Below are 12,004 nucleotides of genomic sequence, written 5' to 3'. Positions count from 1 at the left end.
CTCGGCCCGCATCCGCACCGTTCCAAGGACCGGGAGAAGCACAACATCTAGGAAGTTGCATTGGTGTAATTCCCGCATATAGTGGTCCTCGCAGCTGGTTCTCCCTTCTCGGCGACGGGGCGGGAGAGGCAAGAGGGAACCCGGTGTGAGTCCGGGACTGCCCCGCAGCGGTGAGTGGGAACGACCGCCGTCACGAAGCACTGGGAGCAAGCCGGCTCCTGGGAAGCGACGGCCACTAGGACAGCACACGATCACGCCCACGAGTCCGAAGACCTGCCAGTGCCCACCTCATGGTGGGGTCCGCGACCTCGAGGGAAGGTCAGGGGATCGAGCGCGTACGACGCCGTCCTCTCCTGCCCCGGCACGGATGCACGAGACATCCGAGCGGGCCGCGCAGCCCGCGCACGAAGGGCTGAAGAGTTGATCGATACCGAGGGTCTACCGATCCGCACCGAGAAGTCGGCGTACGTCTTCGACTATCCGATGGCCGAGGACCTGGCCAAGAAGCAGCGGAGCATCTTCTGGACCGCCGAGGAGATCCCGGTCGAGAACGACAAGCAGGACTTCCTGGTCAACATGACCGACGCCGAGCAGGCCGCGGTCAAGACCACACTGAAGCTGTTCACCATCTACGAGCTGATCCTCGGCGGCGAGGTGTGGGGCGACCGGCTGTTCCACGCGTTCCCGCGGCCCGAGATCCAGATGATGACCAACGCCTTCTCGTTCGCCGAGCTGAACATGCACGCGCCGTTCTACGCGAAGCTCAACAAGACGCTGATGATCGACACCGAGGAGTTCTACGACTCCTACAAGAACGACCCGGTGCTGGCCGAGCGGATCGCCTTCGTGTGGGACGCCATCGCCGACGAGGACCTGCTCTACGCGCTGAGCGTCTTCACGCTGATGGAGAACTGCGTCCTCTACTCCAACTTCGCCTTCCTCAAGCACTTCCAGTCCGGCGGCAAGAACCTGCTGCAGAACGTGATCAGCGGCATCAACTTCTCCGCCCGCGACGAGAACCTGCACGCCACCGGCGGTGCCTGGCTGTTCAACACCACCCTCGACGAGTACGCCGCCACGGTGCCGGCCGACAAGTTCGAGGCCGAGCGCGACGACCTGTTCGCCCGCGTCCGGGGCGTCGCCGAGCACCTCTACGCCCACGAGGCCCGGATCGTGGAGATGCTCTTCGCCGACGGGCCGATCACCGGCATCGAGCAGGCCGACCTGGAGACGTTCGTGAAGTCCCGGGTCGACATGACGCTGGAGAACATGCGGATGGAGCCGCTGTTCGGGGTCGAGGCCAACCCGGTCGCCGAATGGTTCTACAACGGCATCAACGGCACCCAGTTCCACGACTTCTTCCAGGTCACCGGCAACGAATACAACCGCAACATCGGCGAGACGGAGTTTGAGTTCTGATGGCGAACAGCAACTGGGAGGCACTCTCCGCCGAGCGCAAGGCGCTGCAGGCCGAGGGCATCGTGCCCGCGTTCATGACCACCGCGGGCTACGCGATGTTCAAGGCCAAGTACACCGTGGACGGGCAGAGCGTCCGCGAGCGCTACGAGACCATCGCCAGGACGGCCGGGGAGCTGGCCGACGAGATGTACGCCCGCGAGGACGGCGTCTCCTGGACGCCAGTGTTCTTCGAGGCGATCTGGAACGGCTGGCTCTCGCCGTCGACCCCGGTGCTCTCCAACCTCGGCACCGACCGGGGTCTGCCGGTCTCGTGCGAGGGCTCGTACGTCGAGGACTCGGTCTGGGGCTTCTACGAGACCCTCAAGGAGGCGGCGATCCTGTCCCAGAACGGGTTCGGCACCTCGGCGTACCTCGGTGACGTCCGGCCCCGGGGCGCGAAGTTCAGCGACAACGGCAAGGCCAACGGGGTCGTCCCGGTCTTCTGCAACTTCGTAGAGATGACCAACCAGATCAGCCAGGGCGCGACCCGCCGCGGCTCCTGGGCGGGCTACCTGCCGGTGGACCACCCCGACTTCTACGAGCTCGCCGACCTGATCTTCCGCGAGCCGGCCAACAAGAACGTCGGCTGGATCTTCAGCCAGGCGTTCATCGACCGGATGCTGGCCGGCGACAAGGATGCGCTCGAGCGCTACCAGCGGGTGCTGAAGATCCGGGTGGTGCTGGGCAAGGGCTACATCTGGAAGGTCGACACCGTCAACGCGGCGCAGACCGAGTCCTACAAGGCCAACGGGCTGGAGAACAAGGCCTCCAACCTGTGCTCGGAGATCACCCTCTTCTCCGACGAGGACCACTCCTACACCTGCGTGCTCTCCTCGCTGAACCTGTCGACCTATGACGAGTGGAAGGACCAGGACACGGCGTACGTCGCGACGGTCTTCCTCGACGCGGTCGCCGAGGCGTTCGTGCGCAAGGCCCGCACCATCCGTGGTCTGGAGCGGGCGGTGCGCTACACCGAGAAGGCCCGCAGCCTAGGCCTGGGCGTGATGGGCTACCACGACTACCTGCAGAAGCAGCGGGTGCCGTTCGAGTCGGACAAGGCAGCGGCGCTGAACAAGGACATCTTCGAGCGGATCTCCTCGCGCGCCGATGCCGCGTCGCGGTGGATGGGGTCAGTCGCGGGCATCCCGGAGTGGTGCGTCGGCCGGCGCAACTCCCACCTGATGGCGATCGCGCCGACGATGAGCACCGCGGTGATCGTCGGCGGCACCAGCCAGGGCATCGAGCCGTACGTCGCCAACGTCTGGAACCAGACCACCTCGGCCGGCGAGATGCCGCGGGCCAACCAGAACCTCGTCGAGGTGATGAAGGAGCGTGGCGTCTACGACCAGGCCCACATCTCCGACATCATCGACAACGGTGGATCCGTGCAGCACGTCTCGTGGCTCGATGACCACGAGAAGGAGGTCTTCCGGACCGGCTACGAGATCGACCAGGAGATCCTGCTGGCCCGGGCCTCCGACCGGCAGGTCTACATCGACCAGTCCCAGTCGCTCAACCTGTTCTTCCAGGCCGACGCGACCCCGCAGTACATCAGCAAGATCCACAAGCTCGCGCTGCTCGACCCGAACATCAAGAGCCTGTACTACCTCCGCTCGCGAGCCGGCATCCAGGCCAGCAAGCAGACCCGCACCAACTGACCACTTCGACGACAGAGGCAGGATCATGAACGAGAACCCGACCACCACCGACGCCATCGACGACCTGACCTGGGACGACTGGAGCGACGCCGCGGTCTGTGCCATCGAGAACGGCCCGGACTGCGAGGCCTGCGAAGGATGAGCGACCCCACCACCGGGCGGCCGACGCTGACGGTCTGCCGCGGCTGCTGCTGCGGGACGGAGCGGAAGTCGCCCGGGGTGGACCATGCGGCCGTGCTCACGACGCTGAACGCGGCGGCCGGGGACTCGGCGACCGTACGTGTCGCCGACTGCCTCGGCCCCTGCGAGCGTGCCGACGTCGTGGTCGTCGGCCCCTCACCCGAGGGGCGGCAGCGTGGGGCACGGCCGGTCTGGGTCGCCCGGGCGGGCACGGCCCATGTCGCCGATGCGCTGGCGCAGTGGACCCGCGCCGGCGGGCCGGGCATCGCCGATGCCCCGCCCGCGGTCATGGCCCGGGCCTTCCGTCACGGTCGCTGAGTGATGACGGCGTACGCCGCCGCGACCAGGGCCGCGCCGATGCCCACCCTGCGTGCCAGCGCGGTGGCGCCGACGACGTCGGCGGGGGCGGCGGCGCGGCCGTCGCCCATCACCGCGCGGTGCTCGACCCGGTTGCCGTAGTAGCGGTTGGTGCCGCCGAGGCGGATGTCGAGGGCACCGGCGAAGGTCGCCTCGACCACGCCGGCGTTCGGGCTCGGGTGCCGGGCGGCGTCGCGGCGCCAGGCCTCCCACGCCTGCCTCGCCCGCGACGGCGCGGCGGCCAGCACGAGCAGGCCGGAGAGGCGGGAGCCGGGCAGGTTGAGCAGGTCGTCGAGGCGGGCGCTCGCCCAGCCGAAGCGCTCGTAGCGGTCGTTGTGGTGGCCGACCATCGCGTCCAGGGTGTTGGCGGCGCGGTAGCCGAGCAGGCCGGGTACGCCGGCGACGGCTCCCCACACCAGCGGCGCGACGACCGCGTCGGAGGTGTTCTCGGCGACGCTCTCGACGACGGCCCGGGAGACCTCGGAGGCGTCGAGCTGGTCGGTGTCGCGGCCGACGAGGTGGGTCAGCCGCTGCCTCGCGGCGGGGAGGTCATCGCGGTCGAGATGCCCGTGGACGGCGAGCGCCTCGCGCTCCAGCGAACGGCCGCCCAGGACCGCCCAGGTGGCGGCGGCGGTGACCACCGTCTTGCCGGCCCGGCCGGGGGCGGCACGTTCGGCAACCGCTCCGAGGGCCACCGCTCCCCCGACGAGGGCGGCCGTGTGCAGGACCCCGCGGGCACGGTCGTCCGCGTACCAGGCACGTTCGGCCCGCATCGCCACCGTGCCGAACCCGGCGACCGGGTGGTAGCGGCGCGGGTCCCCGAGCAGCCGGTCGAGCGCGAAGCCGGCGAGGAGGCCGATGGCCCGCGGACTCATCCGGCATCCCCGGCCCGCCGCAGGGCGGCCAGGAGCTGGTCGGTCGGCCCCTCGGGACGCACCGCGATCCGCACCCAGTCGGGGCCGAGACCCGGGAAGGTGTCGGCGCGGCGTACGGCGATGCCCTGCTCGCGCAGGGCCTCGCGGACGCCGGCACCCGGGCGGGCCAGGACGAAGGAGGCGGTGGCGGGGACGTACTCGATCTGCTGCTGCCGCAGGCCCGCCTCGAGGTGGGCCCTCCAGGCGGCGATCCGCTCGGCGCGCTCGCGGGCCTCGGCGCTCGCCCGCTCGGTGGCACAGGCGAGCATCGCGGCGGCTGCGGTGGCCGAGACCGACCAGGGGGTGCGTACGGCTTCGAGGTCGCTGATCGCGGTGGGGTCGCCGACGACGTAGCCCGCGCGTACGCCGGGGATCGACCAGTGCTTGGTCAGGCTGCGGATCACCAGCAGGCCCTCGGCCCGCTCCGCGGTGAGGGTCTCCGGCTCGCCGGGCACCGCGTCCATGAACGCCTCGTCGACCACGACCAGCCGACCGGGGCGGAGGAGGGCGCGAAGGGTCGTGGCGGGATGGAGTACGCCGGTGGGGTTGGTCGGGTTGCCGACGACGACGAGGTCCGCGTCGGCGGGCACCGCGGCCGGGTCGAGGACGAAGCCGTCCTCTGCTCGGCAGTGCACCTCGGTGACCTCGTGGCCGGCCTGCTCGAGCGCCGCGTGGGGCTCGGTGAACTGCGGATGGACCACGACCGGCCGCCGCCACTTCCGTGCCCGCGCGACCAGCGTGAACGCCTCCGCCGCCCCGGCCGTCGGGAGCACCTCGCCCCGTTCGCGGCCGTGGTGCTTGGCCAGCGCCGCCCGCGCCGGCTCCTCGTCGGGGTAGGCGGTCGGTTCGAGGGAGTCGTGGAGTGCCTGGTCCAGCCACTCCGGCCGCGGGTTCGGGTAGACGTTCACCGCGAAGTCGAGCAGCCCCTCCCCCACCTCGACGTCCCCGTGGTGCCGCAGCGGATCCGTCAGCGGGCCATCTGCAGCGGCGGGCATTTCCCCGCCATGGTGGGATTTTGCGGCCGAACTGGCGCTCACCGCGCGGCCTTTCCCCGCCATGGCGGGAAAGTGCGCCGACGCGCCATGAACCGCCGCCGCAAACCGCGACGCCAGCTTGGGATGACCGGCCCAATGCACATGCAGGTACGACGCATGCAGCGTCGCCGACGCAAACCCCGTCAGGGTCGAACCGTCACCCCCGCCGGCCGAGTTGGCACTTGTGGACGCCGAGACGTCAGTTGCGTCGGCCGAGTTTGCACTTGCGTCGGCCGAGTTGGCAGTTCCGGCGGCTGAGTTGGCCGTTGCGGCTCGCGAAACTCGACTCTCGTCGCCCAAAACTGACGTCTCGCTCGACGCAACTGACGTCTCGGCCGGCGTAGGTGCCGTCTCGGCCGGCGTAGGTGCCGTCTCGATCGACCAGGCGGGCTGGGTCCCGGCTGAAGGGGTCGTCGTGGTGCGGTGGAACTCGTGGCCGGTGACCTGCTCGCCGGCTCGGGTGAGCAGGGAGTTGGAGGCGGCGGTGGCGACCGGGTAGCGCAGGGTCAGGCGCTCGCTCATCGCGGCCTGGGCGGGGATCGCTCCGGCCATCGGTACGCCGTCGAGCGACTCGGCGAGATAGAGAAGCCCGGCGCACTCGGCGACCGTCGGGATCCCGGCCTCGACGGCGGTCCTCAGGTCGCTGAGGAGGCTCGCGTTGGCGGCGAGCTCGGCGGCGTACATCTCCGGGAAGCCGCCGCCGAGGTAGATCCCTCGGGTGCCCTCGGGGAGGGCGGGATCGGTGAGCGGGTCGAAGGGGCGTACGTCGCAGCCCGCCGCCGCCAGGAGCTCCTCGGTCTCGGGGTAGCGGAACGTGAACGCGCGACCGCCTGCGACGGCGACGACCGGGCGCTCCCGGTCGGGCTCGGCATCGGTCTCCACCTCCCGGGCCGGGTCCCAGGCGACATCGTCGAGGTCGGGGGCCGAGCGGGCGACGTCGAGCAGGGCCGCGAGATCGAGGTGGGCGGCGACCTGCTCCCCCAGCCGCTCGATCAGCGCGACCGACTCGTCGCGCTCGGCGACGGGGACGAGACCCAGGTGACGCGACGGGGAGGCGAGCGACTCGTCGCGCGGGAGCATGCCGAGCACCGGCAGCCCGACCTGCTCCAGCCCGCGCCGGATCTCGTCGGCGTTGCGCCCGGGAGAGCAGCGGTTGAGCACGACTCCGCCGATGCGTACGGACGGGTCGAAGGCCGCCATCCCGGCGGCGATCGCGGCAGCGGAGCGGGACATCCGGGCGACGTCGAGGACGAGGACCACCGGGGAGGAGGTCAGGGCCGCGACGTGGGCGGTGGAGGCGAAGCCGTCGGTGCCGAGGCGGCCGTCGTAGAGCCCCATGACGCCCTCGACGACCGCCACGTCGGCCCCGGCGGCGCCGTGGAGCAGCAGTGGTACGACCCGCGACTCCCCGACCAGGTGAGGGTCGAGGTTGCGCCCCGGACGTCCGGTGGCGAGCGCGTGGTAGCCGGGGTCGATGTAGTCGGGGCCGACCTTGTGCCCGCTCACGGTCATCCCGGAAGCGCGGAGCGCCGCCATCAGCCCGGTGGCGATCGTCGTCTTCCCAGAACCCGTCGAGGGAGCCGCGACCACCAGCCGGGGCAGGGTCACCATTCGATGCCCTTCTGGCCCTTCTGGCCAGCGTCCATCGGGTGCTTGATCTTGGTCATCTCGGTGACCAGGTCGGCGACCTCGAGCAGCGCGGGGTCGGCGTCGCGGCCGGTGATCACGACGTGCTGGCGCCCCGGCCGCTCGGCGAGGACGGAGGCGACCTCGGCGGCGTCGACCCAGCCCCACTTGATCGGGTAGGTGAACTCGTCGAGGACGAGCAGGTCGTACGTCTCCGCGGCCAGGCACCGCTTGATCTCGGCCCAGCCCTCGGCGGCGGCCGCAGCGTGGTCCTCGGCCTCACCCTGCTTGCGGCTCCAGGACCAGCCGGAGCCCATCTTGTGCCAGTCGACGGGCCCGCCCTCGCCGGTCTCCTCGTGCAGCTTCCCGAGCCGCTCGAGCACGGTCTGCTCACCGATGCGCCACTTGGCCGACTTCACGAACTGGAAGACCCCGATCCGCCAGCCCTGGTTCCATCCACGCAGCGCGAGCCCGAAGGCGGCGGTCGACTTCCCCTTGCCGGGCCCGGTGTGGACCATCACCAGCGGCCGGTTGCGGCGCTGGCGGGTGGTGAGCCCGTCGTCGGGTACGTTCAGCGGCTGTCCCTTCGGCATCAGGCAGCGCCCCTTCCCATGGTGGATCCGGTGAACCCGTGGACGGCCGAGGTCAGCGCCTCGGCGCTCACCTCGGCGACCGGCACGTGCTCGGCGCCCAGGTGCTCGGCCAGCTGGCGGGCCAGCCCGAGCCGCATCGGTCCGCTCTCGGAGTCGATGACGACGGTGGTGACGCCCAGACCGGCGACGTACGCGGCAGCCTGCTGCGAGCGCCGGACGGCGTCCTTGCCGTCGGCCTTGGAGTTGGCACGACCGTCGGTGACGACCACCAGCAGCGGCCGCAGATCGGGGTCACGGAGATGCTCGCGCTGCAGCACCCGGGCGGCCTCGAGGAGGCCCTCGGCCAGCGGCGTACGTCCTCCGGCGGGCACCTCGTCCAGGCGGGCGGCGGCGAGGTCGACGGATCCGGTCGGCGGCAGCACCAGCTCGGCGCCCTCACCCCGGAAGGTGATCATCCCGACCTTGTCGCGGCGCCGGTAGGCGTCGAGCAGCAGCGAGAGGACCGCGGCCTTCACCTGCGCCATCCGCTTGCGCGCCGCCATCGACCCGGACGCGTCCACGCAGAAGAGCACCAGGTTGGCCTCCCGGCCCTCACGCACCGCGGTGCGCAGATCCTCGATCCGCAGCTCGACCTTCGCGGACGTACGCGGGCGGGCGGCCTGCTTGCCCGCGGCCGCCTTGAGCGTCTCGACGAGATGGAGCGAGCCGCGGACGCTGGTGTTCGCGCCGATCCGACGGCCGCTGCTGCCGATCGCCTTGCTCCGGCCGCCGGTGCGGCCCGTGCCCAGGCCGGAGACGGTCAGCAGGCGGGGGCGATAGGCCGGGGCGGCCGCGGTGACGGACTCGGGTGCGAGAGCGGAGGGCGAGGGCGGAACCTCGGGCTGGTCGTCCGCGGACTCGGCTGTGTTGGTCTCGGCACTGTCTCGCTGGCGCTCGCCGGGCTCGACCGACGGGGGTTCCGCGTCGGTCGAACCGTCGCTGCTGGGCGGAGTCGGATCCGACGTGTCCTCCGGCCCGTTCTCAGGCCCGCCCTCCGGCGGCTCCGGCGGAAGCTCCTCGTCGCCGAGGATGCGGTCGAGCAGGTCTTCGTCCAGCCCGGGAGCATCGAAGGGGTTGCGACGCCGGCGGTGCGGCAGCGCGAGCAGGGCGGCGCGGCGGATGTCTTCGCGGGTGACCTCGGAGCGGCCGGCCCAGGCGGCGTGGGCGACGGCGGTGCGGGCGGTGACGATGTCGGCACGCAGCCCGTCGACCTCGAACGCCGCGCAGACCTCGGCGATCTTGAGCAGCCCGGGCGCGGTGAGCCGGACCTTCCCGACCAGGGCGCGGGCGGCGGAGATCTGTGCGGTCAGGTCGCGCTCGGCCTCCGCGTAGCGGTCGGCGAAGCCGGCGGCGTCCAGGTCGAAGGCCATCCGGCGGCGTACGACCTCGGCGCGCAGCGCCGGATCCCGCGGTGCGGCGACCTCGACGGTGAGCCCGAAGCGGTCCAGCAGCTGCGGACGCAGCTCGCCTTCCTCGGGGTTCATGGTGCCGATCAGCACGAACCGGGCGGCGTGCTCGACCGAGACCCCGTCGCGCTCGACGCTGACCCGGCCCATGGCCGCCGCGTCCAGGAGCAGGTCGACCAGGTGGTCGTGGAGCAGGTTGACCTCGTCGACGTAGAGCAGACCGCGGTGGGCCCGGGCCAGCAGCCCCGGCTCGAACTCGACCGCACCGCGCGAGAGCGCGCTCTCCAGGTGGAGCGAGCCGACGACCCGGTCCTCGGTGGCCCCGACCGGGAGCTCGACCAGCCGCACCGGCCGGCTCTCCACGACGGCGGCGGACCCGAAGGGCCCGTCCGGCGACTCCGCGGACGGGTCGGCGGGGTCGATCGAGAACCGGTCCCCCGCGTAGACCGAGATCGAGGGCAGGACAGCCGCCAGGCCGCGTACGGCCGTCGACTTCGCGGTCCCCTTCTCGCCGCGGACCAGGACCCCACCGATCTCCGGGGAGATGGTGGTGAGCACGAGCGCGAGGCCCATGTCGTCGAGGTCATCGGCCTGGCAGCCGAGGACGGCGGAAAATGGGTAGTGCACCGGCATGAGAGGCTCCCGCTCCCTATCGCTTGGAATGGATGGGCGCGGGGCCGGTCTTCGGACTTGTCGAGTCCCCACGAAGGGGCTCGTACACCGCAGCGGGCCTGTGCCGGATTCTCACCGGCTTCCCAGATTCTCCCTTCCCACCGTCCTCACCAGCTCTCGTGTCGAGCCGATGGCTGGGCAGTCGGGGCACCTCGCGCCTGTGCGGTCACTGTAGCGTCTGGCCTCATGATCGTCGTGGTGGGCATCGGTGCCGGAGGTTGGGACGAGATTCCCGTACGTCACCAGCAGCTGATCCGGGAGACTCCGGTCCTCCTCGGCGGCAAGCGTCATCTCGACCTCGTCCCGGACGTCCCCGGCCAGCGGCGCGAGCCCTGGCCGTCGCCGTTGCGCGAGGGTCTCCCGGCGCTCCTCGAGTCGCTGCCGTCTGCCGCCGCCGTCGTCGCCCTCGCCTCCGGCGACCCGCTCGTCTCCGGCATCGGGACAACCCTGATCTCCCTTCTCGGCCGGGAGAACGTACGCATCGAGCCCGCCGTCTCCTCCGTCGCCCTCGCCCGGGCCCGGATGGGTTGGCCGGCCGAGTCGTGCGTGGTCGTCAGCCTGGTCGGCCGCGATGTGTCGCTGGTCGCCCGCGAGCTCGCACCCGGCCGCCGGATCCTGGCCCTCTCCGCCGACGGGTCGACCCCCGCGTCGGTGGCGAACCTGCTGGTCACGACCGGTTTCGGCGCGTCGAGGATGACCGTGCTGGGCGAGCTGGGAGCGGAGACCGAGAGCGCACGGGCGGGCACTGCCTCGACCTGGGCGGGCGAGTCGCCACGCCTCAACATCGTGGCGGTCGAGTGCGTCGGCGCACCTTCTATCGGCTGGTCTGCGGGCCTGCCCGACGACGTCTTCGAGAACGACGGCCAGCTGACCAAGCGCGACCTGCGGGCGTCTGCTCTGGCGCGCCTGACCCCCACCCCCGGGGCGCACCTGTGGGACGTCGGCGCCGGTGCCGGCTCGGTCGGGATCGAGTGGATGCGAGCACATCCGACCTGCACTACGACCGCCATCGAGGGCAACTCCGAGCGAGCGGCCAGGATCGCCCGCAACGCCGCCCGGCTCGGGGTGCCGAGTCTTCGCGTCGTCGAGGGTCGCGCACCCGATGCCCTCGCCGGCCTCCCCTCCCCCGACGCGATCTTCATCGGCGGCGGCGCGACCCGCCCCGGCGTCCTCGACACCTGCCTCGCCGCCCTCCGCCCCGGTGGCCGGCTCGTCGTCCACGGCGTCACCCTGGAGACCGAGCAGCTACTGGCGAGGCAGCACGCCGAGCTCGGCGGTGAACTGACCCGGATCTCGGTGGAGTCCGTCGATGCGATCGGCACCTTCCGCGGCTGGGCACCTCAACGCACGGTCGTGCAATGGGCCTTCGGCGCGCGCTAGTTCGACCCGACTCGTCCAGCCTCACGCGACGACGATGCGCTTCAGTTCTCCCAAGGCGTCGATCCGGTGAGTGGCCTGGGAGAAGTCCTGGGTCCGGGTGAAGTCGCTGCGCACGACCGCGCAGTCGATCCCGGCGGCAACGGCCGACCTCAGGCCCCGCGCCGAGTCCTCGACGACCAGCGTCTCCTCCTTCGAGGCGCCGAACCGCCCCAACGCGGTCAGGTATGGCTCGGGGTGGGGCTTGGCGCGCTCGTAGTCCTCCCTGACCAGCACGAAGTCCATGAACCGCGTGATCTGCCGACCCGCGTGGATCAACTCGAAGTCCGACCGCTTCGACGTCGTGACGATCGCCATCCGGACGTGACTGGACAGCTCCTCCAGAGCCTCGACTACACCCTCGATCTCGATGGGTTCGGACCGCAGGTACGCCTGGTAGTAGTCGTCGCGCACCCGACGCAGCCGGTCGATGGTCCGCTCGCCGACGCCTGCAGCCCGAGCCTGCGCCCAGGTGCCCAGGCCGTCGCTCATGTCCCGGAGATATCGCTCCCGGTCCAGCGTCACACCGATGTCCGCCAGGGCCCGTTCGCCCGCCTTGAAGTACCAGAGCTCGGTGTCGACCAGGACGCCGTCGTGGTCGAAGAGGACGTGACTCTTCACCACGCGTTGCTATCACACAGGATCCGACCT

At 71.2% G+C, this 12,004-nt stretch carries 9 protein-coding genes and 2 riboswitches; of the genes, 4 read left to right on the top strand and 5 right to left on the bottom strand.

Annotated elements, in window-relative coordinates; all coding sequences use genetic code 11:
• The first annotated feature begins 78 nt into the window (after positions 1-78).
• Positions 79-296, top strand: a riboswitch (cobalamin riboswitch).
• A gap of 124 nt (positions 297-420) precedes the next feature.
• The 3 genes from ACIA03_RS27460 (at position 421) to ACIA03_RS27450 (ending at position 3,614) form a co-directional block, all read left to right on the top strand.
• Positions 421-1,419 (top strand): ribonucleotide-diphosphate reductase subunit beta, encoded by a 999-nt coding sequence (locus tag ACIA03_RS27460; RefSeq protein WP_396988545.1) that lies wholly within the window; start codon positions 421-423, stop codon positions 1,417-1,419.
• On the top strand, positions 1,419-3,116 hold the full coding sequence (locus tag ACIA03_RS27455; protein ID WP_396988543.1) for a ribonucleotide reductase N-terminal alpha domain-containing protein: 1,698 nt from the start codon (positions 1,419-1,421) through the stop codon (positions 3,114-3,116). Before ACIA03_RS27460 ends, ACIA03_RS27455 begins: the two co-directional genes overlap by 1 nt.
• 138 nt (positions 3,117-3,254) lie before the next feature.
• Positions 3,255-3,614 carry a (2Fe-2S) ferredoxin domain-containing protein gene (locus ACIA03_RS27450; protein ID WP_396988541.1) on the top strand — a complete coding sequence of 120 codons (360 nt, stop codon included), beginning with the start codon at positions 3,255-3,257 and terminating at the stop codon, positions 3,612-3,614.
• Here ACIA03_RS27450 and ACIA03_RS27445 read toward each other — a convergent pair.
• The 4 genes from ACIA03_RS27445 to ACIA03_RS27430 are packed head-to-tail and all read right to left on the bottom strand — an operon-like array spanning position 3,602 to position 9,898.
• Complete coding sequence (locus tag ACIA03_RS27445) at positions 3,602-4,528, bottom strand: cobalamin biosynthesis protein (protein ID WP_396988539.1); 927 nt, start codon at positions 4,526-4,528, stop codon at positions 3,602-3,604. The two genes, ACIA03_RS27450 and ACIA03_RS27445, sit on opposite strands and share 13 nt — an antisense overlap.
• Entirely contained in the window at positions 4,525-7,212 is a 2,688-nt protein-coding gene (locus ACIA03_RS27440) for a cobyrinate a,c-diamide synthase (protein WP_396988537.1), read from the bottom strand. The genes ACIA03_RS27445 and ACIA03_RS27440 overlap by 4 nt, the downstream gene beginning before the upstream one ends.
• Positions 7,206-7,820 carry a cob(I)yrinic acid a,c-diamide adenosyltransferase gene (gene cobO / locus ACIA03_RS27435; protein WP_396988535.1) on the bottom strand — a complete coding sequence of 205 codons (615 nt, stop codon included), beginning with the start codon at positions 7,818-7,820 and terminating at the stop codon, positions 7,206-7,208. The genes ACIA03_RS27440 and cobO overlap by 7 nt, the downstream gene beginning before the upstream one ends.
• On the bottom strand, positions 7,820-9,898 hold the full coding sequence (locus ACIA03_RS27430; RefSeq protein WP_396988533.1) for a VWA domain-containing protein: 2,079 nt from the start codon (positions 9,896-9,898) through the stop codon (positions 7,820-7,822). Before ACIA03_RS27430 ends, cobO begins: the two co-directional genes overlap by 1 nt.
• A gap of 24 nt (positions 9,899-9,922) precedes the next feature.
• Positions 9,923-10,062, bottom strand: a riboswitch (cobalamin riboswitch).
• 61 nt (positions 10,063-10,123) lie between these two features.
• Between ACIA03_RS27430 and cbiE the strand changes: the two genes are divergently transcribed.
• Positions 10,124-11,317, top strand: a complete 1,194-nt coding sequence (gene cbiE, locus ACIA03_RS27425; RefSeq protein ID WP_396988531.1) for a precorrin-6y C5,15-methyltransferase (decarboxylating) subunit CbiE — start codon at positions 10,124-10,126, stop codon at positions 11,315-11,317.
• Positions 11,318-11,338: 21 nt separating this feature from the next.
• Here cbiE and ACIA03_RS27420 read toward each other — a convergent pair whose 3' ends face one another.
• On the bottom strand, positions 11,339-11,974 hold the full coding sequence (locus ACIA03_RS27420) for an HAD family hydrolase (RefSeq protein WP_396988529.1): 636 nt from the start codon (positions 11,972-11,974) through the stop codon (positions 11,339-11,341).
• Positions 11,975-12,004 lie beyond the last annotated feature (30 nt).

The organism is Nocardioides sp. NPDC051685 (assembly GCF_044453405.1).
In the GTDB taxonomy this organism is placed as follows: domain Bacteria; phylum Actinomycetota; class Actinomycetes; order Propionibacteriales; family Nocardioidaceae; genus Nocardioides.
This window is presented reverse-complemented; position numbering and strand designations above follow the sequence as displayed.